This is a genomic window from Pedobacter borealis DSM 19626, assembly GCF_000708285.2.
GTDB classification, from domain to species: Bacteria; Bacteroidota; Bacteroidia; order Sphingobacteriales; family Sphingobacteriaceae; genus Pedobacter; species Pedobacter borealis.
The window spans coordinates 1-24,316 of record NZ_JAUG01000077.1; the positions used below are offsets into that span (position 1 = coordinate 1).

Sequence of the window (24,316 nt, forward strand, 5' to 3'; positions counted from 1 at the left end):
AGGTTTCTACTTAAATCCGGCCTAACAAATTTTTCGGGCTACACCGAGACAGCCACCCCACTAACTGCTAAAGAAAAATTTTCAGCCGGTGTTTTTTGTTTCTTTTTGACACCAAAAAGAAAGAGCCCATCGGCGGCGGTGAGCCGAGGAAAGCATGAGCTGTAGGCCAAAAAAATAATCAATTATTTACGTCATTTATATTGACTTTTATGCTATAAATTATCCCTCAAACATGACATAGATCATAAATTAGTTTTTAATTTTAGCCTTACCTTTGTTCTATTAAATTAGAAGATTATGGCTGAGTTATCTAAATTTCAAGCATTTTTACAGTGTAAATGCCCACGCTGCCGCAAAGGAGATATCTTTACCGGAAGTGCTTATTCTTTCAGATTACAAAAAACCAATATTACCTGTCCGCATTGCAATTTAAAATTTGAACGTGAACCCGGATTTTTCTACGTAGCGATGTTTGTAAGTTATGCCATGAATGTTGCAGAAATCATTACCATTGGCGTAGCATCGTATGTTTTAGGCTTACCTTTAATTTATGAAAACCTGTGGTATTATGTAAGTTTAATCTTAGCGGGTGTTTTATTGTTATCTCCAATTAATTACCGCTATTCGAGAGTTATTTTGCTTCATTACCTTACACCAGGATTGCATTATGTTCCCGGAAGTGGGGATTAGTGTTGAAAAACTAATCCAAAAAGGTCTTCCAGCGGGTAGAGGTCTAAAAAGCAAGCGGTAAGATTAAAGAAAAAGTGAATAAAAACACCATACCACAATGTTTTAGTTCTAATTCTGAGCCAACCAAGAAATAAAGCAAAAGGCAGCAACCAGAATACCGAAATCAGGCTGAAATGAATGATGAAAAATAAAATAGAGGAAATATAAATAGCTTCTTTTTCGTCAACCACACTTAATAACTTCTGCATTAAATAGCCTCTGTAAGCCAATTCTTCGAATATAGCAGGGTAGAGGGCTATAGAAGCAAACATTAACCAGGTACCATATTTATGAAATGCGAATATGGAATAATATTCCATTTCCTTTTTAAAAACAAGCTCGTTTAAATGGTCAACCACAAATGTAACCATAATGGAAGCCAGAATAGTTGCTGTTATTAAGCCCATCAGTTTCCAAACGGAAAAACCCGGCCATTTTAATATATTTTTAGTTTCCGACCAGCTATTAAAAAAGAACAAAAGGGCAGCGATACCCATTATGCCATCGATACAAAAAAGCGTAGTTAAAGAATGTTCTTCTATGAGCAATGAAGTTGCACAGCACAATATCTCTATCATAAAGAACAGGCCGATTTGTTGTATGTTTGGCCACTTCTTACTGTGAATTACAACTTCCTTATAATTTTGGGCGCTACCGCAATGGCTACAGAATTTATGGCCTACAGAAACTTTGTTTTGGCAATGATCACATAAGTTATCAGAAATCTGCAGCTCCTCCAAGTTATTCGATATTAAGCTCTTTTTTTATTTTATCGGCCTCAAGAACTGCTCTTATACCTTTAATTAGGTAAACGATGATCGCAACTTTGAAAATAATGCCTTTAAAAATAGTAGTCGGATCGGCGATTAGATTTAAGATTTGAATAATTACATAAAGTGATAGGCCAGAAACCATGGCCGTAATAGGTTTGGTTTTGCCTAAAACACCAAAAGCCACAAATGCTCCTACAAGGATTACATTCATAATTAATAATGTAAACTGATCTTCTGGTGCTGCAGTAAAGAATATGAAAACAGCTGATATGGCATTGATACCAGCAATCCAATAGAGCGAATTACAGGCGCTCTCTACCGATCTATTCAAATCGCTAAGATCTATCTCCTTAACGGTTCTGTTCGCAATGTGATGGTCTTTTTCTTCTTTGGTTCCTTGAAAAGGGAAGCCGCAATTGTTGCAATAGGTGTCTGAAGGAACAAATGGTCTGTAGCAGCTACTACATAAGCTTTCGCTTTGGTTTTCCATAATATGAGCGTTAATATTTTTTGTAAATATAGAATTGAAAAAAAACAATCCAAAAAAAACGAGGAAATATTTCCCCGTTTTGTTGTAATTTCTAAAAAAATCTATTTCTTCATTGGGTGCTGAACATATTCAGACAGCCTCACAACCTTTCCATTTTTCAATTTAATATCATTAAATAAAGCCACTGTATCGGTTTTGCCTTCTTTTGTCGAAGACACCTGGTTGTACCACAGGCTTACCCATTCTTCACTTTTATCTTTGTTCACAACCGATTCCATGTCTTGCATGTCGATTTTAAAGGCCTTCATTTTGTCGAATTCGCCCTGTAATTCTTTCAAGAGCTGAGATTTTGTCCCCTTAAATTTGTAACCATCCAGGTCTAAGGCCACACTGTCGGCAAGCACCATGCTCATACTGGCTGTATCTAAACTTTCGAATGTTTTAATAAGGGTCATTGCGATTACCGCATTTTTTGTATCGGGGTTCATTTCCCAGTTTTGTACCTGTTTAATGGTATACGGGTACTTTGTACTATCTGTAGCTGCTGCCATATCAGTAGTTTTAGCTTCCTTATTTTCACATGCTGCAAAAAGTAAGGTAGCCATAATCAGGGATGATAATTTTTTCATGATAATTAGTTTGATTAAATATAACTAATTATCTGAATATTAAATAGATGTATGTTTAGATTGTAAACCGCTTTACATCCCCTTGCTAAATTGTAAATTACAGTTCTTTTAAATGGCAGATCGTTTGCGTTTAATCAAGCCAAGAATTAAATTAATAACGGGTAGCAATTGAACAAATATAAATCCTAGCCCAAAGGCAGCAAGTTGAGTATTGAATCGTTTGAAATATGCCAATGAACCTTCATTGGTTAACTCAACTACGGCAAGCGACTTTGTGAAACTATACTGGGTATACAAATAAGCAAGAAGCAACAAGATAGACAATAGGATGTGAAGCCAACTCAAAATATCCCAGGCCAGGTACGAGGACAATAATCTATAAAATAATGCTAAAATGAATAAAAGTATGCCCCAGAATCTAATAAACTGAATATTTGTCATCAGATAATAGGTGTCGTGAAAATTGATATCCAGGTTTGATACGGGGATAAAAAATGAAACTATCAGAATAAGGGTAGCAAGTAAAACCAGGAAGTTATAGGTTTTGAAAATTATTTTCATTTTGTTAGCGCATTAATTTAAAACTGTAATATCGTAAAAATTGGTCGTCATTGCGAGGAGGAACGACAAAGCAATCTTTCCTGTTTGAGATAAGATTGCTTCATCCGATGAAAAATCGGCTTCGCAATGACGATACCTCGCAGCCAGTAATTTCAGGTATTTCGCTACTGATATGAAATCAAGACAGCTTGTGCTTTAAATAAAGGATGGTTTGAAATTAATGATTTATAAAACTATTTATACCATCTATCAAAGCCTTTACTTTTATTTCGGAAGTGAGTTCGTATCGATATTCGTCCTCAATACTACCCATTTTGGTTTCCGTATTTCTGAATTCCATTTTACTTGGCACAAATTCCTTTGCTGAAGCATGAAATTGCGTGGCACCTGTTTGATTAATAAGGTTTTTGATATTGTTTTCATTTATACCTGCACCAGGCATGATCGTAATCCTGCCATTGGCCTTTTTTACAAGCTGTGCTAGTTTTTCTGCTCCCAGAATCGCAGAAGAAGCACCTCCAGAGGTAAGTACCCTTTTTATGTTGAGCCCGATTAAATCTTCCAATGCCTGATCCATATCGTTGCTCATATCAAATGCCCTGTGGAAAGCTACCTCCATAGGTTTAGCCAGTTCAATTAATTCAGCACACCTTTCTTTATCGATAGTGCCATCTGCTTTAAGTATTCCGGTAACTACACCTTCACAATTTAATGATCTGCAGATTTTTATATCTTCTTTCATTAACTCAAATTCGATTTCCGAATACAGAAAATCGCCTCCACGCGGACGGATAATTGGCCAAACTTCGATGGATAGGTTTTTCTTAGCCAGGGCAATTTGAGCATAACTTGGTGTTGTACCACCTTCTGCCAGGTTATCACAAAGCTCCACTCTTTTTGCTCCACCATTTTGCGCAGCCAATGCCGATTGATAGGAATTAGCACATACTTCTAAGCAACCAATTGCCACTTCACTCATGATATTAGATTTATTAATTTAAATTATTCCTGTGGCCCTGCTGGCCCTAAAACCACCCATCCCTTTGGCGATTTGTAGGTGTTAAGTAACTGCACTGATTTTCCGCCATCCGGATACCAGCATACCTCTGTAATTACCCAATGGGTTTCGTCAACTTTTTTACGTTCCGGAAAAGCATTTTGGATAGTGGAAAAATCAGGAAAACCATGTTCTTCTATATTGTTGATAAAAGATAGTTTAAGCACTTCGGCAGTTTCGTTGATGATATCCTGATCAATCTCCATTTTCATCACAGAAAGTAAGGATTTGGCTTCTTCAAAAAAATCCTTACAGGCTATGGCAGCATCAATATCTTTATTGTTGTAGGCTTTTTCAATCGCCAGAATCGCACCTTCTGGTGTTTCGAGATTGGCTTTAAAATGATCAACGCCCTCATCAATATATAAACCTATGCTGTTGTCAAATGCTGCTTTCTCTTTTTCTGCAACGCCATCCCTAATGGCCCGTATGGTATAACCGCCAATTAATCTGCCGTTTTCAATAGTCATCCAATCAGAGATTAAATCGTGCTTTATGCCGATTTTTTGATTAAATTTTACGGAACGAATATTTACCGGTTCGTTTCCAACGGTACCAAATAAGTTTCCTTCGTCGTCAAAATGTGGGTCTGTTAACCAAATATGTTCGCCTTCATCACCATCGGTAATGAGTACTTTAATCGAAAAATAATTTTGGTAAGGTTGTTTGTTTTTTAAACTTTCTTCGAAATACCAAAGGGTTAAATTGGCTTTTTCGATCGCCCATTTCATGCGTTCATCTTCGCTCGGCACATAAACCATATCTGGCTCACCCTCTCGCTCGGCAACATTTTTCTTTCCGAAAATTTTGGATAATAATCCCATTTACCGTTTCATTTTTGTTAATCGTTTGGGAAAATTCAACATATTAATAATAGCTTTTGCCTTTGATTAAAAGATCTTGTTTTTCTGCATTGCAAACGGCATAGCTAAAACCTTTCTGGATGGCATAGGCACCATACTCGCCTTTTTTGTTGATGGCTAAAAATCCTACCTGTATGTTTTTGGCAGTTTCGGGTTTCTTTTTAATGATACGCATTACCGCTTCTTTACAGGCGGCTTCGGGAGTATAACCCTGACGCATTAATTCTACCACCAAAAATGATCCAACGTTTCTTACCACCTCTTCACCTACACCTGTTGAAGTTGCACCACCAACTTCATTGTCTACGTAAAGGCCAGCGCCTATAATCGGGCTATCACCAATTCTTCCATGTAATTTATAGGCCATGCCACTGGTTGTACAGGCACCAGAAATGTTTCCTTTAGTATCAATTGCGAGCATGCCAATGGTATCGTGATTATATTGGTTTCCAGGAAGTTTTTGCGGCGCAGCTTTTTGGTAGAGCTTATTTTCGATGTTCATTACAGGCGCATATTTCGCTGTTTTTAACCATTCTTTCCAAGCTTTTTCGCTGGCAGGAGTAAGTAAATTTTCTTTTTTAAAACCCTGTTCTAACGCAAACTGCAAAGCACCATCGCCGGCCAACATTACGTGCGGTGTTTTTTCCATCACTTTACGCGCAACCGAGATAGGGTGTTTAATATGTTCGAGCGCTAAAACGGCGCCGCAGTTACCGAGTTCATCCATAATACAGGCATCGAGGGTAACATGTCCATCGCGATCTGGCAAACCACCATATCCAACAGATTGGTTGTTCTCATCAGCCTCGGGTACCCAAACGCCTTGTTCTACAGCATCTAAGGCACGTCCACCGGTTGATAATACCTTCCATGCATCAGCATTAGCCGCAATTCCAAAGTCCCAGGTAGAAATTACAATCGGGAAATTTTCTGCTTTTGTTTCTTTATGCGGAATTACATTAGCGATACTACTTTTATCAATAGCCAGCAATCCGGCCGATAGGGCAGATGCTTTTATAAATTTGCGGCGGTTAAACATGTGTGTGGTTATTGTTTGTGATGGTTAATTGTTTAAATCGTTTAACTAGGTAATTGATGTATCGATCACTATTTTTCAATTGTTGTGATTGCTAAATTGTTGAACCGATCGTTCCAGTTTGATTATTGTGATTTGAATATTGGTTATTAATTTAACTAATGGTAAACCGATCTGCATCCTTTAAAAATGGAAATTGTCTTCTGATTTTAACCAGTTCTTCGTAATTGATACTGAATGTATATAAATCTTCGTCTTCCGGTTTATAATAAACGGTATTACCGTAAGGATCTAAGCACATGGATAATCCACTGTGGTAAATCTGATTTCCATCATGCCCAACGCGGTTTACAGCAATAACATAACTTTGGTTTTCTATTGCCCTGGCCGGAATTAATGCTTTCCAATGTGCCGATCGTTTATCAGGCCAGTTGGCAACTAAGAGTAAGATATCGTATTCCTGATCTACATTGCGTAACCAAACCGGAAAACGCAAATCGTAACAAATGGCCAATCTGATTTTCCATCCTTTAAGTTCGACAATAAGTTTTTCTTTACCCGGACTAAAGTGGTGATCTTCATCACCCATGCCAAACAAATGGCGTTTATCGTAATGCTGGTTTTTACCATCTGGCTCCATCCAGATCAAACGGTTAAAATATTGATTGTTTTCTTTTATGATGATGCTTCCCGCAACTACGCAGTTGTACTGATGTGCCATTTTTTGCATCCACTGCATCGTTTTTCCACCCATTTCTTCGGCTAAGGCTTCAGAGTTCATGCTAAAACCTGTGTTAAACATTTCGGGTAAAATAATAATATCGGTTTTCTCCCTTACACCCATCGATAATCTAAGTGCCAGATTCAAAAGGTTTTTCTCAATGTTTTCCCAAAAAAGATAGGCCTGAAAGACAGTTACTTTCAGATTTTCTATTTGAGTGTACACAGGTGTTTCCATTGTATATAGGTTTTTCTGGTTAAACGTTTTTTAATTTCTCTGCCGCTAAGGCAAGTGTAGCGTTTTCTTTAGCAAAGCAAAACCTGATAATTTTATGATCGGTTGCTTTTTGGTAAAATGCAGAAACCGGAATGGTGGCCACGCCAAATTCCTTGATCAGCCTCATGCTAAAATCGGTGTCTTTTTCATCGCTGATACTGCTGTAGCTTGCGCATTGAAAATACGAACCGTTGCAAGGTAAAAGCTTAAAACGGCTTTCAGCCAAAAGGCCTCTGAAATAATCTCTTTTTTGTTGAAAGAAGGTTCCTATTTCAGTATAATTTTTAGGCTCTTTAATATAATCGGCAATAGCTTGCTGCATGGGACTATTAACGCTGAAAACATTAAATTGGTGTACCTTCCTAAATTCTTTGGTTAGTTTCTCTGGAGCCAAACAGTAACCCAGTTTCCATCCAGTAGCATGTAAGAGCTTACCAAAGGAGGCTACAATAAAACTTCTTTGCTTTAATTCAGGGTAAAGCATTACACTTTGGTGTTTTTGTTCATCGTAAATTAGATGTTCATAAACTTCGTCACTCAAGATTAAAATATCGGTTCCTGTAATCAGTTTAATAAGCGATTTCATATCATCTGACGATAAAATACTACCCGTTGGGTTTTGTGGCGTATTTAAGATGATCATTCTGGTTTTGGCCGTAAACAATTTCTTAACCATATCCCAGTCAATTGAATAACTCGGCGGGGCAAGTTCGTAGGTTTTAACCAGGCCTCCTAAAAGTTTAATGGTAGGTGCATAACTATCATAGGCTGGCTCGAAAATGATAACTTCATCACCTGCATTGATAATGGCGGCCAATGCTGTAAAAATAGCTTGCGTTCCACCTGCTGTAATCGTAATTTCTGTTTCAGGATTATATTTTATGTTATATAGTTTTTCTACTTTTTCTGCAATAGTTTCTTTTAAAAAACTAGAACCAGGCATTGGAGCATATTGATTAAAACCATCTTGCATGGCTTTATTTACCAATTCAACTAATTTTGGATCGCAGGCATAGTCTGGAAATCCCTGAGAAAGATTAATGGCATTGTGTTCTGCGGCAAGTTTACTCATCACCGAGAAAATGGTGGTACTTACACCAGGAAGTTTAGATTGTATATTAAGCATCTTATAAGCGAAAATAGGAAAAAAAAGCTTAAAGCGTAAAACCCCATGCCAAAAGCCCCGCTACTTGATCGTGCGATTGCAATTCTGCACAAAGAGAAAATTTTAAGAATCATTAAACCCTCGTGTTAAATTAACGTCAATAACCAGGCCGATTCCTTTATTGATCGTGAAACCGGTAAATACGAATTAACCACAACCAGATTTGGCGCTGTGGCTGTGATTAATGACTTGCATAAAGGAAGAGATTCTGGTAAGGCCTGGTCGTGGATTATCGATATTTCGGCAGTGCTGATGACGTTGGTTTCTATCTCCGGAATTATCTTAATCTGTTTTATCAAAAAGAAACGATTAAGTGGCTTCATCATCGCAGCAGTAGGCACAATTGCTTGCTATTTGATTTACAAGTTATTTGTACCATAAGTTACCCACAAAGACACTGGGAGATTGTTTCATAAGTTATGATTCCATTCGAACTTGTCACGTTGTCCAAAGGACTCCTACGGAGAGCTTCCGGATGAATCGGAACCGGTAGTCGAAACGCTTTGTGAGGTGTTTAAATAAGTCTTTTAACAGGCTATTGTTGATAGATTCCGTAGATAAATCGTCATTGCGAGGCACGAAGATAACCGAACGAAGCGAGCTCATGAATGCCTTTAAAAACAACTGCAAAAATGAATAATCTTAAAGCGCTCGCTACTAGCGATCGTTGTAAGATTGCTTCGTCGGCTGAAAGAGCCTTCTCGCAATGACGATTCCTCGCCGGCACATAGCACTAAAAACCTCTTGGTGTCTTTGTGGTATAATATTAATGCGCTATAACTGCCGAATCAGGCGATGCCTCCACTTCAGTGGTAATAAACCTTCTGCCGATTAACAAACAGCCTAAAGCAATAAAGGCAGCTGCTGTCATGACCAAAGGCATAGGCACAACCGAGTGTTCGCTAAATAAACTTACCATTACCGAGGCCAGCGCGCCTAATCCCATTTGTAAGGCACCCATTAGAGCCGATGCACTACCCGCATTTTTGGTAAATGGAGCGAGCGACAAGGCAGCCGCATTTGGGTTAATTAAACCTAAGCAGGCCAAAAATAAGGCGATAAAGCCTATGGTAGAATATAAATTTAACCAGTTATTTAAGGCGAAAACCAAAAATATTAAGCTGAAAATGCATTGTGCAATAAGTGCATAGGTCACAATATTTTTACTGGTAAACCATTTTAATATCAGGCTGTTTATCTGACTCGATCCAATAAATGATACAGAAAGTAGTGCGAAAATCCAGCCATAACCAGTTTTGCTCACCTCATAAATCTTCATAAATACCTGAGGCGACGAAGATACGTAAGCGAATAATCCCGAAAAGGTAATTGAACTGATCAACGCATAGGTGTAAAATTGAGGCTCTTTTAAAACGGTAAGGAAATTGGTTAAAATCGGCTTTGGTTTTAAAGAGTAATTCGGATCGGGTTTATAACTCTCCGGTAGCTTGAAAATTGAAGCCAGGAGCATTAAAACTGCCATCAATCCTAAAAATACAAACACATATTTCCAGCCAAGGGCTGAAATTAAGTAGCCCCCTGCAGTTGGGGCAAGCATAGGCGAAACCGCGATCACCAGCATTAAGGAAGCAAATACTTTCGGGCTTTCTTCTACCGAAAACAGATCCCGTACCATGGCAACAGAGGCTACAGCTGTGGCACAACTTCCAATGGCCTGCACAAAGCGTAAAACAATTAGTTGATTAACATCAGTTACAGCCAAACAAAGAAAAGAGGCAAGGATATAAAGTGCTAAACCAAAATATAACGGTTTCTTTCTCCCAAATTTATCTAAGAGTGGTCCATACAATAACTGACCAGCAGAAATCCCGATAAAAAAGCTTGACAGTGATAGCGCTACAGTTGATTCATTACTTCTTAAATCCTTTGCAATATCAACAAAACCAGGTAGGTACATGTCGATAGAGAAGGGGCCAAGTGCTGCCAAAGAACCTAAAATTAGGATGAGATAGAAGTGTTGTTTTTTAGCCATGAAGATTACCAGATTTTGATGGCGCAAAGATTGGGAGATTTAAGTTGTTAACCTATTTTTACCGTCGAACGATTGTAAAAATCATATTTTATTATTAAACGATTAAAGCGAGTGGCTGCATAATCTTTGTGTAAGCGCTGTTAAAAATACGATGATTGTTATACTAAATCTGCTATTTATTTATAGATTTATAGTCTATGACTTTTAAGACAAAAGAAAGCCGTTTACTACTCATTCTGGGTAGCTTTTTTGTAGCAAACGCTATATTATCAGAGTTTATTGGGGTTAAATTGTTCAGTGTTGAAGAAACGTTGGGCTTTAAAAAGTTCGATATAAACCTATTGGATGTTCCGCACCTATCCTTTGTAATGTCGGCAGGAGTATTAACCTGGCCGATTATTTTCATCATGACGGATATTATAAATGAATATTTTGGTGTTAAACAAGTTCGGTTCTTATCTATTCTTACCGCCATATTAATTGCATTTGCCTTTCTTGTGGTTTGGGGATCGATGCATTTAACTGCCGCTGATTTCTGGGTGCATCAAAATATAAATGGAGAAGACCTCAATATGAATAATGCATTTGCAGGGATATTCGGGCAAGGGATGTGGATTATTGTAGGATCGATTACGGCCTTTATTATTGGGCAAATGGTTGATGTATTGATCTTCCATAAGATTAAAAAAATAACAGGGGAGCGGGCACTTTGGTTACGTGCTACTGGCTCTACATTGGTTTCTCAGTTTATTGATAGTTTTGTGGTGATTTTTATCGCATTTTATATAAATCCTCAATACCATTACAGCTGGCAGCAGGTTTTTGCCATTGGCCTTGTAGGATATACCTATAAATTTGTTGTAGCCATTTTAATGACACCTATTTTATATATCGTACATGCCATAATTGATGGTTACTTAGGGAAAGACCTCGCACATAAATTGATCAAAATGGCTGGTAGGGGATAAATATTTAAAACAAATAATAACCAAATTAATCATACCATTTATGAGAAACATTTTAATGCTATTGGCAGTGCTTTCATTATTTTCTTGCGTTAACAAAGAGGCAAGCAAATAAGGTTCAGATCTTGATATTCAGGGTACCTGGCAGTTATTATCGGCTACAACCATCGAAAATGGAACTAGCCAAACAGCAGATTATTCTGGCAAGCTGAAAATGATCAAGATGTTTAACAACACACATTTTGCATTTTTAAAATATAGCCTTAATCCTAAAGATACCAGCAGTTTTGATGCTGGTGGAGGAAGTTATGTATTGGATAAAGATGATTATACCGATCATTTAGAATATTATAAAAACAAAGATTGGGAAGACAAGACTTTTAAGTTTAAACTCGCCATCCATAAAGACACTTTGATTCAGAAAGGCATTGAGAAGGTAGAAAAAGCAGGGGTAGATCGGGTGATTATCGAAAAATACATTAAGGTAAAGTATTAAGCTTATATAAATTTAAGTCTCAGCAATTGTGATGTATGTTTATTAAAGATCTTGTTCTTAAATAGATCATGTTATTGTTTTATTTTAAAACAATACGTACCTTTGCTTTATGAGATACGAACTATCTAAAAAGGAAATTGGTGAAAGAATAGCTAAACTACGTTTAAAAAAAAGTTTCTCTCAAGAAGATCTAGCAAAAAACATTGCGATTTCAAGGCCTTCCTTGACACAAATAGAACTGGGAAACAGGAGTGTTAGCTTAAGCGAAATGCAAAAGCTATCCGTAGCTCTAGGTTTTTCTCTGGATGATTTTATGACTAAAGATTTCCTAGCCAATCAAAGCTTAAAACTACCTGATGAAATAAACGATGAGATTGTAGAGGAACGAATTTCAGTTCCAACCTTAAATGTAAATAAGTTCAAGAATGTTTTGCTTTATATTTTAGAACACTGTGCAGGTAAGCCCAATGTTGGCGAAACCGTATTGTATAAATTGCTTTATTTTTCTGATTTTAATTACTATGAGTTATATGAGGAGCATTTAACAGGTGCGAAGTATAAAAAGTTGCCTTATGGCCCTGTCCCTCAAAAATTAGATGCTATTATCAATCAAATGGTTGAAATGAATCAATTGCAAAAAATTAAAACGACTTACAAGGGCTATCCACAGAAACGTTATTTGCCTTTAGAGAAAGCTGATTTAACGCTGCTTAAGGCAAGTGAAAAGGATGTTATAGATAAAGTTATAGAACAAATGAGCAATTGGTCGGCCACAGCTATAAGTGATTATTCGCATAAGGATTTACCTTGGGAGGTTACTGAAGAAGGAAAGGACATAAGTTATAATTTAGCTTTTTATCGGGAACTACCTTATTCTGTTCGGGTTTATGACGAAGATGATAATGATTAACTATGCTTTTTAAATCACTAAATGAATTTGATAAGGATCTAAAAAAACTTTTGAAGCGATATCGTAGTCTGCAATCTGATTTGGAAGATGTAAAGATAATTTTAAGGGTAAAGCCTGATGAGCGCAATCCTTTTAGTTTTCGAATTGATAATTTAGGCATTACCACCTGTGTAATAAAGGTTAAGAAAATCTCTTGCGATAGTTTAAAAGGCCGTGGGGTAAACTCTGGTTTGAGATTAATTTATGCTTACTTTGAAAAAGAAGAAAAGATAGTTTTTATTGAACTTTATCATAAAAATGATAAAGAAAATGAAGATAAACAAAGGATCTTGGAAAATTTTAAATAAACGCAAAAGGTCGGACTCGCTCCGACCTTTGTGCTTAACAACAAAACAAATAAAAAAATTAACCTTAAAAATTAATTATAGGCTTGCCAATTCCTGGGCAAAAACATTTTCACTCAATTGCTCTTGTTTGTATATCTGTCTGCCTGTGTAAGCCACAAAAACAGATTCATCCAAAAGCAAGTCGCGGTTTTTAATTAAACGCTCTAGCTTAACTGTTCCAACCACATATTTATAACTGCTTGCAGCATAACGCTCGCTGATGTTGTCAAATTCCAACAGTGTAATCAGATCTTCATCCGCATAACGTAGGTAAATTTCCAATAAAATTTCTTCGGTATGTTTTACGCCATTTTCCGAGTGGTATTTTTTATACTCGTAACGGTAATCGTAACGCAAAGCGGCAATGTCAGAAAGTACAGCAGCGCCAGTAGGGTGGCCTCCAGCACCTTTACCATAGAAAAATTGTTTATCAGCAAAAGCCGCCTGAACTGCAACTGCATTGTACTCATTTTCTACGTTGTAAAGGAAATCATCTTTAGCTACCAGTTTTGGTAGTACATAAGTCACGATATCTTTTGTATTCACTTTTCGTGCCGTAGGAACCAATTTAATTTTAAAGTTTTTCTCACGCGCATATTTAATGTCGTGGTTAGAAAGGTTCTGTATACCGATGTTTAAAATGGCATCTGGATTTACAAATAAACCATATGCGTGTGCTGTAGCAATGGCCAGTTTATATTTCGGATCGTAGCCTCCCACATCCAAAATCGGGTCGGTTTCTGCGAAGCCTAAATCTTGTGCTTCTTTTAAAGCCGAGTCGTAACTTTGGTTCTCATTAAATATTTTCGACAAAATGTAATTAGATGAGCCATTAAAAATCCCACTCAAAGCATGGAATAATTCATTGTCGTAATATTCTTCCAGGTTACGGATAATTGGAATACTGCCGCAAACGGCCCCTTCGTACAATAAAGAAGTACCATACTCTTGTTGTAAATCAACCAGCTCTTTTAAGTGTGTAGCGATCATTTTTTTATTGGCAGATACTACATTTTTACCGTTTTTTAATGCAGTAGTTACAATTTCGTAAGCAGCATCGGCATCATTAATTAATTCTACAATTGTATTGATCTCTGTATTGTTCAGTATTTCGTTGCGATCAGTGGTGAACAGATCTTTATTAAGGGTACGCTTCTTTCTTGGGTCTTTTATTGCAATTTTAATGATCTCCAGGTTTAGGTTCTGGCTTTGGATAATATCCAATAAACCTTGTCCTACAACACCGAAACCAAATAAACCGATTTTTAAATTCTTACTCATTTTTTTAGACTTGATTTCACAGATAAACAGATTACACTGATTTACTGTATTTATTTTATATTATTTTTTTGTTGAATTTGATGGTACAGATATTAGTTGTTCTCTTTATTTTAACCCTAAACCCTCTACCTTATACCTTTCTAAGCAGTATGCTGTAGTTTGATTATTTTTTTATTCCGGCTTTCCTTGATAAAGTTTCCAATTACATTAGTCAAGGCATCTGTTTCGATTAAGAACCCATCGTGACCATAATCTGAGTGCAAGGCACTAAATTCTGCTCCTGGGATATGATCGGCCAGGTATTTTTGCTCCGATAAAGGAAACAAAACATCATTTTCTATCCCGATTACCAAAGTATTTGCCGTAATTAGTTTTAGTGCATCGGCAATACTTTTGCGGTTACGGCCCACATTGTGGCTGTCCATGGCTTTGGTTAAATAATAATAACTGTAAGCGTTAAAACGGTTAATCAGTTTTTCTCCCTGATAATTCTGATAAGAAGAGGATCTGAAATTGTCGGTTTTATCGTTTACGCTTTCTACCTGTGTATTGCCATAAGCACTATAGGTTCTATAACTTAAAAGTGCGATGCTACGGGCTGTTTTTAAACCTTTGCTGCCACCGTTGGGCTGGTTGGCATAAAAAGTTCTATCGGTAGTAATGGCCAAACGCTGACTTTCGTTAAAAGCAATTCCCCATGGAGAATGTGCTGCATTAGTCGCAATCAAGATCAGGTTTTCAATTTTATTCGGCTCCGAAATGCTCCACTCAACAGCTTGCTGCCCGCCTAAAGAACCTCCGATCAATAATTTAATATAATCAACGCCTAAATGCGAAGCCAATAACTGGTGTGCCGATACTAAATCGCGGATAGTAAACTGCGGAAACGAAAGGTAATAAGGTAAGCCTGTTACGGGGTTAGTACTTAATGGATTTGTGCTGCCGTAATGCGAGCCTAAAACATTAGCGCAAACGATATAATGCTCTTCGGGATTGAACAAAGCATTTTCGCCGAACAAACCTTCCCACCATTCAAAAACGTCAGCATTGGCGGTAAGTGCATGGCAAACCCAAATCACATTATCTTTATTTGCATTTAATTTGCCATAAGTTTGATAAGCAACTTGCAGGTTACGGATCTTTTTTCCGTTCTCTAATTTAAACTGTTTGTTATAACTATATGTTGATGCAAAATTCCCTGAAGTGGATTTTACATTATCGTTTTTACTGTTATGCATTTTGTAATGTTGTTGTTGTTAAAAAGCCCCTAAGGGGTTTGGGTTTAGGCTTGTAAATTCTCTGCCGGAACTGTAGCATTAATGGTTGCAAATGCCTGTTCGAAATCGGCTTTAATATCATCGATATGCTCAATGCCTACCGAAACCCTCAGTGCATTCGGTTTTACACCAGATGCTAATTGTTCTGTTTCGCTTAATTGCTGGTGTGTTGTGGCAGAAGGCTGAATGATCAGTGTTTTTGCATCACCCACATTGGCCAGGTGCGACACCAGTTTTAAGTTATCAATTACCTGTGTTGCATTTTCTTTGCTTCCAGCTAACTCAAAAGATAAAACTGCACCAAAACCATTGCTTAAATATTTTTTAGCCAGGTTGTTATATTTACTGCTGGCTAAGCCAGGGTACTTAACTTCTTTAACTAATGGATGGTTTTCTAACCAGGTTGCTAATGCTAATGCATTATCTACATGGCGTTGAACGCGGAGTGATAAAGTTTCTAATCCTTGTAATAAAAGAAAAGAATTGAAAGGCGATAGGGCAGGTCCCAGATCTCTTAATCCCTCTACACGGGCACGAATAATAAACTGGATGTTCCCAAATGGTCCGCCGATACCAAAAACATCGCTGAAAACCAGACCATGATAACCTTCTGAAGGCTCAGAGAATTGAGGGAATTTCCCATTGCCCCAGTTGTAATTTCCACCGTCAACGATAACGCCGCCAATACTTGTTCCATGCCCGCCGATCCATTTTGTTGCAGATTCTACAACAATGTTGGCGCCATGTTCCAATGGTTTAAACAAATAGCCTCCTGCACCAAAAGTATTGTCGACCACTAAAGGTAGATCGTATTTTTTTGCAATTGCGGCAATTTTTTCGAAATCAGGCACACTAAACGCCGGGTTGCCGATGGTTTCCAAAAAGATTGCTTTTGTTTTATCGGTTATTTTGCTTTCAAATTCTTCAGGTACATCTGGATTTGCAAAATCGACATGAATACCCAAGCGCTTAAAAGCTACTTTGAATTGATTATAAGTTCCGCCGTAAATGTGAGATGAAGAAACGATGCTATCGCCAGCCTCCAATATGTTATTTAGCGCTATAAATTGAGCGGCTTGCCCCGATGCCACTGCCAAAGCAGCTACACCACCCTCTAAAGCGGCAATGCGTTTTTCGAAAACATCGCTGGTTGGATTCATAATCCTGGTGTAGATATTGCCAAACTCTTTTAAGGCAAATAAATTGGCGCCATGTTCTGCGTTTTTAAATCCATAAGAAGTGGTTTGGTAAATGGGAACAGCTCTTGATCCTGTTGTTGGATCTATTTCCTGGCCAGCGTGTAATTGTAAAGTTTCAAATTTATATGATGTTGACATAATTTCTATTTTTTTAGTTGATGTGATTAGATAGCAGAAATCAGGATAATCCTAAAACCTAGCAGGGCGTATCCCGATTTCCCGGGACCTTCCAATTTGAAAGAAACAAAAAAGGAAGATTTTTAAATTACTGTATGCAACAGCACATACAAGTAAACGCACGCATATCACAACAAATAAAAGAAATAGAAGTTTGTTCTACCTTTTTAAGGTTTGCACTGGGCTCGCTTAGCGATTGAAGATTTAATGTTTTCATCAGTTCTAATTTATATCTCCAAATAACACCATGTTATCCGGTCAGGAATTGGCACCTTCTCTTTCTGAGGGTTGCCAGTGGGTCATCGAGCCAGTCTCTCGCCACTTCTTTATAAATCAACCCGTGAAGATTGACTTTTATTTAGCTATCTGCCAAATAATATTCCAAATGTCTGAATTTAATTTTAATCCACAAAATAAAATTTTGAAATTACATTAACTCATTGAAAATGAATTGCGTATTTTTATGATGCAATGACAATCTGAAACTTTAATACTGAATTAACGCTTAAAATTCTAAGTTTGTGGTACCTATCTAAATTAATTATGATGAAAAATACAAAATCACTATGTTTAGGCCTGTTGTTTACTATCGCTTGTTTAAATAATGTAAACGCTCAGTTCGGAGGATTAAAAGATAAATTATTAAAAGTGGGCACTGCCCAGGGCGCTAAAGCTTTAGGCGTAGACAAGTTTTTAAAACAACCTGCTGCCATTACCACTAATTTTGAAGACGTAAATAGGGAAGGCGAAAAGCTGCCTGATTTTATTAATTCATTAAACTTAAAAGCCCAGCCCTTGTATTTACTGTCTAAAAATCCAGAGGGTGGTTTTGTGCTTTGCGAGGGGCTTTACGAAATGACCAATAAAAGTTATTGCCTAAAAGCCGGAACTTTTGCCCCATCAAAGGGTGATGGTTACATGTTTGCACCCGTTTTGGGCCCTAAAGAAGAAATTGTGGTTTCTATACTGAAAAGCGCTGAGAAGCACCCTGATGTAGACCAACACGACATTCAGGCATTATTATGGACCATTATTGCAAGAACAAAATTTGCCGATTTTAATGGACAGGTTAAAGTAACTGCCATTAAATTGTTAACACCAAAACAACTTACACAATTGGAAGGTGGTGCTTTAGGTGTTTTGCCTTTCGATGTAATGGAGAAGGCTAAAGATCAGTTACCATCAGGGGTGAAGGCTGTTTTTGAGGCAGAAAATAATATCCGTCAACTAGTGTCGTCTGGAAATTACACTTATGCCGATATGGAAAAATATGCGATTATAGCGGGTATGGCACCACCAAGAAGCGATGTGCCAAGTGGTATCTGGACCAAACACCCTGACGGTTATTATGTACGTTATTTCCCATCTGGTTATTCGATTACCAAGGTACAGGTTTATGTACCTAAAGAATTATTGGCTGGTGGTATAAAATTAATATATGATGCTGCTGGTGACATTGCCTGCCCGGCTAATACAGGTTCGCAACGTTTAGCGCAGACTAATGAGCCACTGGAGGCAAATTATTCGTTGAAGTTGACCACGATTTGCAATCCTAAATAGATTTCAAAACAAATATTCGTCATTGCAAGGAGGAACGACGCAGCAATCTTAAAGCGCACGCTAGTAGCGATCGTTGTAAGATTGCTTCGTCGGCTGAAAAAGCTTTCTCGCAATGACGATTCTTTTTAACCCAACGCCTGCGCTAGATCAGCGATAATATCATCCACATGCTCTAAGCCTACAGAGATGCGGAGTAAATTTTTTGGCGTTTTACTATCAGGGCCTTCAACCGAATAACGGTGCTCGATTAAACTTTCTACACCTCCTAAACTGGTAGCCTGCGCAAATAGTTGAACCTTATTTACTATTTTGTGGGCCGCTTCAACACCTCCTTTAACCAAAAACGACATCATCCCACCAAAATCCTTCATTTGTTTCTTTGCAATTTCGTGTTGTGGGTGACTTTCCAAACCTGGGTAAAAAACAGCTTCAACATTTGGATGTCCGTTTAAATAGTCAGCTATGATTTTTCCATTTTCGCAGTGGCCTTTCATGCGATAAGCTAAGGTTTTAATGCTTCTGGTTAACAGAAAACAATCGAAGGGAGAAGGAACCGCACCACCCGTTTGCTGTATGTTTTTGATTTTCTCCCACAACTCGTCTTTTTTTGCTGTTACCAGAATCCCGCCAAGTACATCGCTATGGCCACCCAGGTATTTGGTGCTGCTATGCATTACAATATCAGCACCCAGTAAAATTGGGTTTTGTAAAATAGGAGAAGCAAAGGTGCTGTCGCAGGCCATTGTAATGTTTTTAGCTTTAGCTATTTTGGCAATTTGTTCGATGTCGGTAATCTTTAATAATGGATTAGATGGGGTTTCGATCCAGATCAATTTGGTGTTAGGTTTGATGCTCGATTGGATCAGATTTAAATCAGTCTGATCTATAAAATCAAATTCCAAACTATCGTTAAAAATCGTAAGAAGCTGTTTTTTAATACCCCAATACATATCATCAGGAGCAATAATGTGGCTGCCAGGTTTCAAAGCCTGGAACAAAACCATACCACAGGTATTGCCCGAAGAAAAAGCAGCAGCATCTTCGCCATATTCTAATTTGGCTACAGTGTTTTCTAAAGCAGACCGGTTTGGATTGCTTACCCTGCTATATATATGTCCTCCGGGATAACCTCCATCTTCGTCGCGAAAAAAAGTTGTCGATAGATTAATAGGTAGGGTAACATCGCCAGTAATGCTTTTTACAAGATTAGAAGCGTGAATAGCAAGGGTTTCGGGTTTCATGATAATTGATTTTGATCGAAGTGATATGGTGATGCAAATTTAATAATTTGGCGCTAATTTAAGGTTTATAATGGTTTTGGCAAGATTTATGTTACAAGTTTGACGAAATTAAATTAAACGAAAATGAAAAGATTATTTATAGCTATCGCAATAGCATGTTCTACTTTAGTAATGTTACAAAGTTGTAACACTGCAAAAAGAGTAACTGCAGGTGTAACAGGTAGCAGAGGTATGGTTGTTCGCGAATGGGTAGTGAGTAATGTAGCATTAGAAGGATTACCTGATGGCGCTGTTCAAGGCTTATTTGGAGAGAAATCTTACAAATGTTTCCAGGGAAGTACATGGAACTTAACCAATAGTGGTAATGGCTCTTACACTTTGCCAGCATCAAGTACTTGTGGTTCGGTAATGCAGACTATTTTCTGGTCGGCAGCACCTAAAGATCAAACTTTCCAGTTTAAGAAAATATTCGAAGGTGATAAAGCTAAAAACGTAACAGAAGGTTATCGTTTGATATTAACTGACCTTTCTAGTACACAAATGATCTTGAAATCGCCAATTGAATTTGGTGGCAAAACTGCAAACATCGTTTTAACGTTTGTACCTGCAGCAAGATAGTTAGATAAAAAATATCAACCTGTGAAAAACATATGAAGCACTTCTGAAAAGAGGTGCTTTTTTTGTAATTGTCTTTTAGGATTGCCACGGAAACACGGATTTACTTAGACTCTTTTATCGTAGGTTTTTAACCACAGATTAACACAGATATAGATTAGAATCAGGTTTTGTCTTACATACCTGGCCGTCAAGCGGGGAAACATCAATTTATACTGAAGTTTGACAGTTATTTTTCTGTGACTTCCGTGGCTAATATTAACGTCTACAGCTAAGCTCACATTAAAAAGCAATCAATATCAGTGTTCATCTGTGGTTAATAATCGAGGACAACATTCAAAAATCGCGGTTTGTTACAAGAAAATGATTTTCAAATCGCCTCATTATTGTATTTTTGTTCAAAATAAATCAGGAATGAATACAACTGAGCAAGTTGAAAAAATATTAGCTGATACCAATTTATCAACTGAATTACAAAACATAGCACACAAAGTCCTTCACGGAGAACGGATTACCTTTGATGAAGGCGTTCACTTGTACGAACATGCAGAACTGGGTTACCTTGGTGTTCTGGCAAATTTTATCCGCGAACAGAAACATGGTGATAAAACTTATTTCAACCGGAACTTCCATTTAGAACCTACCAATCTTTGCGTTTACGACTGCAAATTTTGCTCGTATTCCCGTTTAATCAAACAAAAAGAAGAAGGCTGGGCGTTAACGATGGAGCAAATGCTCGATATCGTTAAAAAATATGATGGCGAACCTGTAACGGAGGTGCATATTGTAGGTGGGGTACTTCCTCAATACGATGTTGCCTTTTATTCTGCTTTATTTTCGGCTATTAAACGGCATCGCCCTGATTTACATGTGAAAGCATTAACGCCTGTTGAGTACCATTATATTTTTAAGAAAGCCAAAATCGATTATGCAACAGGTATGCGTTTGATGAAAGAGGCCGGATTAGAATCAATACCAGGTGGGGGGGCAGAGATTTTTCACCCTGAAATCAGAGAACAAATTGCTAAAGATAAATGTACTGGTCAGCAATGGCTTGATATTCATGAAGAATGGCACAAACTCGGTATGCGTAGTAATGCCACCATGCTTTATGGTCATATTGAAAAATATTGGCACCGGGTAGATCATATGGAGAAATTACGTGAATTGCAGGATCGTACTGGTGGTTTCCAGACTTTTATTCCCCTAAAATTCAGAAATCAACATAACCAGATGAGTAATGTACCTGAATCGTCAGTAATTGAAGACTTAAGGAATTACGCCATCGCCCGTATTTATATGGATAACTTCGACCATATCAAGGCTTATTGGGCCATGATTAGTCGCGAAACGGCTCAGTTATCGTTAAATTATGGCGTTGACGATATAGATGGTACTTTGGATGATACCACCAAAATATATTCAATGGCTGGTGCTGAAGAGCAAACACCTGCAATGAGCACCAAAGAACTTGTAAATCTGATTAAACAAGTGGGGAGAAAAGCAATAGAGCGCGATACTTTATATAATGTGGTTACCGATTTCGAGCACGTAGTTTTCGAAGAAGAAAAGAAACCTCAATATTATAAGCTACCAGTAGTAAATTAATGATTGAATGACTTTATGATAAAATGATAGAATGAGATGTTGAGCGTTAAATTTAACATTCAATCACTCAAAAATCTCTCATTCAATAATTAATTAGATGAAAGAAATATACATCATACGCCACGGCGAAACGGAACTTAACAGACAAGGCATAGTACAGGGCAGAGGTATAAATTCTGACTTAAATGATTTAGGTAGGGCGCAGGCAGAAGCTTTTTACCAAACCTATAAAAATGTATCCTTTGATAAGATTTACACTTCGGATTTAAAACGTACCTGGCAAACCGTCCAGAAGTTTATTGATTCGGGATTACCCTGGGAAAAACTTTCGGGTTTAGACGAATTGGCCTGGGGCATTTGGGAAGGGAAACCTAATACAGAAGATGCACGTGATGCTTTTCGTGAGATGTTGCAAAGCTGGCAGGATGGCGATTATACGGCTCATTTTGAAGGTGGCGAAAGTGTTCAGGATGTTTACGAACGTTTAAAACAGCCGATGGAAGTTTTAATGAGCAGACCTGAAGAAAAAACAGTTTTACTTTGCATGCACGGTAGAGCGATGCGCGTTTTCTTGTGTTTATTGTTAGGCAAACCCTTGAGCGAAATGACCGAGTTTCCACATCAAAATACGGTGCTTTATAAAATGGGATTCGAAGATGGAAAATTTACTGTTCTTGAATTTAATAGTGCCGTTCATTTAGACGGTTTAGTAATTGGATAATCCCAAGATAATTCGTCATCCTGATCCGATAGCTATCGGATTTGTTTCAGGATCTGATAGAACGGATAATAAATAGGGATTTATATAATGGTCCGTGAGGACACGAACCATGGCGAGTGAATTTATGCTGAGGAGCGAAGCATCTGTCTGTTTGCAACAGAAACTTAATTAAAGCAGTAATAAAACGTGATTATGTAATCAATAGGCTGTAGATTCTTCCTATCGTCAGAATGACATAAAATAAAATAACACCTTGAATAAGATTAAAATATCGGCTGTTGCCTATACCAATACCAAAGCTTTTATATACGGATTAGAACATTCGGACATTATAAATAAAATTGATTTAAGTTTAGATATTCCTTCAGATTGCGCAGCTAAAGTAATTAACGGTCAGGTTGATATCGGTTTAATGCCTGTAGCAGCTATTCCCTTGGTTCCAAATGCCAATATTGTAGCCGATTATTGTATTGGAAGTGATGGAGCTGTAAATTCTGTATTCATTTTTAGTGAAGTTCCTGCCCAGGAAATTAAAACGGTAAGACTGGATACCCACTCGCGCACCTCGAATAATTTAGCCAAAGTATTGCTGAAGTTCCATTGGAAAAAAGAAGTGGGGTTTACTACCGACCCTGCTGCAAAAACCGATGCTTTTGTTTTAATCGGCGATAGAACCTTTGGTAAAAAAGAAGACTTTGCTTACGCTTACGATATGGGTGAGGAGTGGAAAAACTTTACCGGATTACCCTTTATGTATGCAGCCTGGGTGGCGAATAAAGAAATCTCACAAGAATTTAAAGCTGAATTTAATGCCGCTTTAAAATTTGGTTTAGCCCATAGAAAAGAAGTTTTACAGGAATTACCTGAAGTTCCGAATTTCGACCTGGAAGATTACCTGTACCACAAACTTCAATTTGATGTTACCGATGATAGAAAGAAAGCTTTAAATCTATTTTTGGGATATATTGAAGAACTGAAAAAAGTAAGTATATAAATAAAATCGTCATTCCCAACTTGATTGGGAATCTTAATGCATTGCTATGACTGCTTTAAGATTCCCGCCTACGCGGGAATGACGCCCGCGCCAAAGAAATCTAGTGTGCTTTCATCTTTCCAGCCACTTTTTCGAGTGTACTTTTTAATTTTGTTAAAGCACCTGTAATAGCCAAATCGTAGGTATTACCCATATTGGTAACGGCTATAGGATCTTTTCCGGTTATTCTGGCCTCTAATAAACATCTTTTGTCTTCTAAGCCATCTTTACTGCCGTTTTCATCAGATAGATGAACTTCTAAGCGCGTAATTAGATCGCTATATCTGCTCAAACCTTCATTTAACTGTGTCTGGATTTTTTCGTCGTATTCTTGGTGTATGGTTAAGTTTTTGTCGGTATTCAATTGGATAGTCATAATTAAGGTATTAACCTGAGTTCGATAATTATTTGCTGAAAATTATATCTTATTTACGCCTAATCCCGCTTTATCGTCCTGCTGAATTTATTTCAGCATCTTTTTAGCGTGAAAGACCCTGAAATAAATTCAGGGTGACGACCGTCTTAACAGAAAACTTGATTAAAACGCCACAAAA

26 protein-coding genes and 1 riboswitch are annotated in these 24,316 nt (G+C 37.5%); of the genes, 11 read left to right on the forward strand and 15 right to left on the reverse strand.

Features of this window, described 5'->3' with window-relative positions; genetic code table 11:
* Nucleotides 1-297 precede the first annotated feature (297 nt).
* Complete coding sequence (locus AW17_RS17535) at nt 298-690, forward strand: DUF983 domain-containing protein (protein WP_029278589.1); 393 nt, start codon at nt 298-300, stop codon at nt 688-690.
* On the opposite strand, the gene AW17_RS17540 is transcribed toward AW17_RS17535, so the two are convergent.
* The 9 genes from AW17_RS17540 to AW17_RS17580 all read right to left on the reverse strand — a co-directional run bounded on the left by AW17_RS17540 (nt 687) and on the right by AW17_RS17580 (nt 8,261).
* Entirely contained in the window at nt 687-1,307 is a 621-nt protein-coding gene (locus tag AW17_RS17540) for a CPBP family intramembrane glutamic endopeptidase (RefSeq protein WP_157280347.1), read from the reverse strand. The genes AW17_RS17535 and AW17_RS17540 overlap by 4 nt on opposite strands.
* A 163-nt stretch (nt 1,308-1,470) precedes the next feature.
* The gene (locus AW17_RS17545; protein WP_029278591.1) at nt 1,471-1,992 is read right to left on the reverse strand and encodes a hypothetical protein; all 522 of its coding nucleotides are present in this window, start codon (nt 1,990-1,992) and stop codon (nt 1,471-1,473) included.
* 101 nt (nt 1,993-2,093) lie between these two features.
* Entirely contained in the window at nt 2,094-2,621 is a 528-nt protein-coding gene (locus AW17_RS17550; RefSeq protein WP_029278592.1) for a hypothetical protein, read from the reverse strand.
* Between the two features lie 108 nt (nt 2,622-2,729).
* On the reverse strand, nt 2,730-3,182 hold the full coding sequence (locus AW17_RS17555; RefSeq protein WP_029278593.1) for a hypothetical protein: 453 nt from the start codon (nt 3,180-3,182) through the stop codon (nt 2,730-2,732).
* Between the two features lie 217 nt (nt 3,183-3,399).
* Nucleotides 3,400-4,161 (reverse strand): copper homeostasis protein CutC, encoded by a 762-nt coding sequence (locus AW17_RS17560; RefSeq protein ID WP_029278594.1) that lies wholly within the window; start codon nt 4,159-4,161, stop codon nt 3,400-3,402.
* A gap of 23 nt (nt 4,162-4,184) precedes the next feature.
* On the reverse strand, nt 4,185-5,063 hold the full coding sequence (locus AW17_RS17565; protein WP_029278595.1) for a YegJ family protein: 879 nt from the start codon (nt 5,061-5,063) through the stop codon (nt 4,185-4,187).
* Between the two features lie 43 nt (nt 5,064-5,106).
* Complete coding sequence (locus AW17_RS17570; protein WP_029278596.1) at nt 5,107-6,141, reverse strand: glycosylasparaginase; 1,035 nt, start codon at nt 6,139-6,141, stop codon at nt 5,107-5,109.
* Nucleotides 6,142-6,292: 151 nt separating this feature from the next.
* Entirely contained in the window at nt 6,293-7,096 is an 804-nt protein-coding gene (locus AW17_RS17575) for an amidohydrolase (RefSeq protein WP_029278597.1), read from the reverse strand.
* 19 nt (nt 7,097-7,115) lie between these two features.
* Entirely contained in the window at nt 7,116-8,261 is a 1,146-nt protein-coding gene (locus AW17_RS17580) for a methionine aminotransferase (protein WP_029278598.1), read from the reverse strand.
* A 129-nt stretch (nt 8,262-8,390) separates the two neighbouring features.
* On the opposite strand from AW17_RS17580, the gene AW17_RS17585 reads away from it, so the two are divergent.
* Entirely contained in the window at nt 8,391-8,681 is a 291-nt protein-coding gene (locus AW17_RS17585; protein ID WP_083488755.1) for a PepSY-associated TM helix domain-containing protein, read from the forward strand.
* A 385-nt stretch (nt 8,682-9,066) separates the two neighbouring features.
* Here the strand turns inward: AW17_RS17585 and AW17_RS17590 are convergent, their stop codons facing one another.
* Nucleotides 9,067-10,293 (reverse strand): multidrug effflux MFS transporter, encoded by a 1,227-nt coding sequence (locus AW17_RS17590; protein ID WP_029278600.1) that lies wholly within the window; start codon nt 10,291-10,293, stop codon nt 9,067-9,069.
* A gap of 197 nt (nt 10,294-10,490) precedes the next feature.
* Here AW17_RS17590 and AW17_RS17595 point away from each other — a divergent pair, with 197 nt between their 5' ends.
* The 4 genes from AW17_RS17595 to AW17_RS17610 all read left to right on the forward strand — a co-directional run bounded on the left by AW17_RS17595 (nt 10,491) and on the right by AW17_RS17610 (nt 13,011).
* A complete protein-coding gene (locus tag AW17_RS17595) occupies nt 10,491-11,261 on the forward strand; it encodes a queuosine precursor transporter (protein WP_029278601.1) in 771 nt (256 codons plus the stop codon).
* A gap of 220 nt (nt 11,262-11,481) precedes the next feature.
* Complete coding sequence (locus AW17_RS17600) at nt 11,482-11,754, forward strand: hypothetical protein (RefSeq protein ID WP_083488756.1); 273 nt, start codon at nt 11,482-11,484, stop codon at nt 11,752-11,754.
* Nucleotides 11,755-11,863: 109 nt separating this feature from the next.
* Nucleotides 11,864-12,664, forward strand: a complete 801-nt coding sequence (locus tag AW17_RS17605; RefSeq protein WP_029278602.1) for a type II toxin-antitoxin system antitoxin SocA domain-containing protein — start codon at nt 11,864-11,866, stop codon at nt 12,662-12,664.
* Between the two features lie 2 nt (nt 12,665-12,666).
* Nucleotides 12,667-13,011 carry a hypothetical protein gene (locus AW17_RS17610; RefSeq protein WP_029278603.1) on the forward strand — a complete coding sequence of 115 codons (345 nt, stop codon included), beginning with the start codon at nt 12,667-12,669 and terminating at the stop codon, nt 13,009-13,011.
* Nucleotides 13,012-13,086: 75 nt separating this feature from the next.
* On the opposite strand, the gene AW17_RS17615 is transcribed toward AW17_RS17610, so the two are convergent.
* The 3 genes from AW17_RS17615 to AW17_RS17625 form a co-directional block, all read right to left on the reverse strand.
* Nucleotides 13,087-14,331 (reverse strand): homoserine dehydrogenase, encoded by a 1,245-nt coding sequence (locus AW17_RS17615; RefSeq protein WP_029278604.1) that lies wholly within the window; start codon nt 14,329-14,331, stop codon nt 13,087-13,089.
* A 140-nt stretch (nt 14,332-14,471) separates the two neighbouring features.
* Nucleotides 14,472-15,569, reverse strand: coding sequence for a homoserine O-acetyltransferase family protein (locus AW17_RS17620; protein WP_051691938.1), 1,098 nt, complete (start codon nt 15,567-15,569; stop codon nt 14,472-14,474).
* A gap of 44 nt (nt 15,570-15,613) precedes the next feature.
* Entirely contained in the window at nt 15,614-16,945 is a 1,332-nt protein-coding gene (locus AW17_RS17625; protein ID WP_029278606.1) for an O-acetylhomoserine aminocarboxypropyltransferase/cysteine synthase family protein, read from the reverse strand.
* Nucleotides 16,946-17,208: 263 nt separating this feature from the next.
* Nucleotides 17,209-17,319, reverse strand: a riboswitch (SAM riboswitch).
* 211 nt (nt 17,320-17,530) lie between these two features.
* Between AW17_RS17625 and AW17_RS17630 the strand changes: the two genes are divergently transcribed.
* Nucleotides 17,531-18,544 (forward strand): hypothetical protein, encoded by a 1,014-nt coding sequence (locus AW17_RS17630; RefSeq protein WP_051691939.1) that lies wholly within the window; start codon nt 17,531-17,533, stop codon nt 18,542-18,544.
* Between the two features lie 125 nt (nt 18,545-18,669).
* Here the strand turns inward: AW17_RS17630 and AW17_RS17635 are convergent, their stop codons facing one another.
* The gene (locus tag AW17_RS17635) at nt 18,670-19,785 is read right to left on the reverse strand and encodes a trans-sulfuration enzyme family protein (RefSeq protein ID WP_029278608.1); all 1,116 of its coding nucleotides are present in this window, start codon (nt 19,783-19,785) and stop codon (nt 18,670-18,672) included.
* 123 nt (nt 19,786-19,908) lie between these two features.
* Between AW17_RS17635 and AW17_RS17640 the strand changes: the two genes are divergently transcribed.
* The 4 genes from AW17_RS17640 (at nt 19,909) to AW17_RS17655 (ending at nt 23,723) form a co-directional block, all read left to right on the forward strand.
* Nucleotides 19,909-20,403: a hypothetical protein gene (locus AW17_RS17640; RefSeq protein WP_029278609.1), complete on the forward strand. Its 495-nt coding sequence runs from the start codon at nt 19,909-19,911 to the stop codon at nt 20,401-20,403.
* Between the two features lie 411 nt (nt 20,404-20,814).
* Nucleotides 20,815-22,008 carry an aminofutalosine synthase MqnE gene (gene mqnE / locus AW17_RS17645; protein WP_029278610.1) on the forward strand — a complete coding sequence of 398 codons (1,194 nt, stop codon included), beginning with the start codon at nt 20,815-20,817 and terminating at the stop codon, nt 22,006-22,008.
* 97 nt (nt 22,009-22,105) lie between these two features.
* Nucleotides 22,106-22,729 carry a histidine phosphatase family protein gene (locus AW17_RS17650; RefSeq protein ID WP_029278611.1) on the forward strand — a complete coding sequence of 208 codons (624 nt, stop codon included), beginning with the start codon at nt 22,106-22,108 and terminating at the stop codon, nt 22,727-22,729.
* Nucleotides 22,730-22,982: 253 nt separating this feature from the next.
* Nucleotides 22,983-23,723 (forward strand): menaquinone biosynthetic enzyme MqnA/MqnD family protein, encoded by a 741-nt coding sequence (locus tag AW17_RS17655; RefSeq protein WP_029278612.1) that lies wholly within the window; start codon nt 22,983-22,985, stop codon nt 23,721-23,723.
* 100 nt (nt 23,724-23,823) lie between these two features.
* Here the strand turns inward: AW17_RS17655 and AW17_RS17660 are convergent, their stop codons facing one another.
* On the reverse strand, nt 23,824-24,138 hold the full coding sequence (locus AW17_RS17660) for an HPF/RaiA family ribosome-associated protein (RefSeq protein WP_029278613.1): 315 nt from the start codon (nt 24,136-24,138) through the stop codon (nt 23,824-23,826).
* Between the last annotated feature and the right edge of the window lie 178 nt (nt 24,139-24,316).

What these genes read in the sequence shown, in the direction of transcription:
- AW17_RS17535 (WP_029278589.1), top strand. Translation starts at nt 298, where the DNA reads ATGGCTGAGTTATCTAAATTTCAAGCATTTTTACAGTGTAAATGCCCA.
- AW17_RS17540 (WP_157280347.1), bottom strand. Translation starts at nt 1,307, where the DNA reads ATGATAGAGATATTGTGCTGTGCAACTTCATTGCTCATAGAAGAACAT.
- AW17_RS17545 (WP_029278591.1), bottom strand. Translation starts at nt 1,992, where the DNA reads ATGGAAAACCAAAGCGAAAGCTTATGTAGTAGCTGCTACAGACCATTT.
- AW17_RS17550 (WP_029278592.1), bottom strand. Translation starts at nt 2,621, where the DNA reads ATGAAAAAATTATCATCCCTGATTATGGCTACCTTACTTTTTGCAGCA.
- AW17_RS17555 (WP_029278593.1), bottom strand. Translation starts at nt 3,182, where the DNA reads ATGAAAATAATTTTCAAAACCTATAACTTCCTGGTTTTACTTGCTACC.
- AW17_RS17560 (WP_029278594.1), bottom strand. Translation starts at nt 4,161, where the DNA reads ATGAGTGAAGTGGCAATTGGTTGCTTAGAAGTATGTGCTAATTCCTAT.
- AW17_RS17565 (WP_029278595.1), bottom strand. Translation starts at nt 5,063, where the DNA reads ATGGGATTATTATCCAAAATTTTCGGAAAGAAAAATGTTGCCGAGCGA.
- AW17_RS17570 (WP_029278596.1), bottom strand. Translation starts at nt 6,141, where the DNA reads ATGTTTAACCGCCGCAAATTTATAAAAGCATCTGCCCTATCGGCCGGA.
- AW17_RS17575 (WP_029278597.1), bottom strand. Translation starts at nt 7,096, where the DNA reads ATGGAAACACCTGTGTACACTCAAATAGAAAATCTGAAAGTAACTGTC.
- AW17_RS17580 (WP_029278598.1), bottom strand. Translation starts at nt 8,261, where the DNA reads ATGCTTAATATACAATCTAAACTTCCTGGTGTAAGTACCACCATTTTC.
- AW17_RS17590 (WP_029278600.1), bottom strand. Translation starts at nt 10,293, where the DNA reads ATGGCTAAAAAACAACACTTCTATCTCATCCTAATTTTAGGTTCTTTG.
- AW17_RS17595 (WP_029278601.1), top strand. Translation starts at nt 10,491, where the DNA reads ATGACTTTTAAGACAAAAGAAAGCCGTTTACTACTCATTCTGGGTAGC.
- AW17_RS17600 (WP_083488756.1), top strand. Translation starts at nt 11,482, where the DNA reads ATGTTTAACAACACACATTTTGCATTTTTAAAATATAGCCTTAATCCT.
- AW17_RS17605 (WP_029278602.1), top strand. Translation starts at nt 11,864, where the DNA reads ATGAGATACGAACTATCTAAAAAGGAAATTGGTGAAAGAATAGCTAAA.
- AW17_RS17610 (WP_029278603.1), top strand. Translation starts at nt 12,667, where the DNA reads ATGCTTTTTAAATCACTAAATGAATTTGATAAGGATCTAAAAAAACTT.
- AW17_RS17615 (WP_029278604.1), bottom strand. Translation starts at nt 14,331, where the DNA reads ATGAGTAAGAATTTAAAAATCGGTTTATTTGGTTTCGGTGTTGTAGGA.
- AW17_RS17620 (WP_051691938.1), bottom strand. Translation starts at nt 15,569, where the DNA reads ATGCATAACAGTAAAAACGATAATGTAAAATCCACTTCAGGGAATTTT.
- AW17_RS17625 (WP_029278606.1), bottom strand. Translation starts at nt 16,945, where the DNA reads ATGTCAACATCATATAAATTTGAAACTTTACAATTACACGCTGGCCAG.
- AW17_RS17630 (WP_051691939.1), top strand. Translation starts at nt 17,531, where the DNA reads ATGAAAAATACAAAATCACTATGTTTAGGCCTGTTGTTTACTATCGCT.
- AW17_RS17635 (WP_029278608.1), bottom strand. Translation starts at nt 19,785, where the DNA reads ATGAAACCCGAAACCCTTGCTATTCACGCTTCTAATCTTGTAAAAAGC.
- AW17_RS17640 (WP_029278609.1), top strand. Translation starts at nt 19,909, where the DNA reads ATGAAAAGATTATTTATAGCTATCGCAATAGCATGTTCTACTTTAGTA.
- mqnE (WP_029278610.1), top strand. Translation starts at nt 20,815, where the DNA reads ATGAATACAACTGAGCAAGTTGAAAAAATATTAGCTGATACCAATTTA.
- AW17_RS17650 (WP_029278611.1), top strand. Translation starts at nt 22,106, where the DNA reads ATGAAAGAAATATACATCATACGCCACGGCGAAACGGAACTTAACAGA.
- AW17_RS17660 (WP_029278613.1), bottom strand. Translation starts at nt 24,138, where the DNA reads ATGACTATCCAATTGAATACCGACAAAAACTTAACCATACACCAAGAA.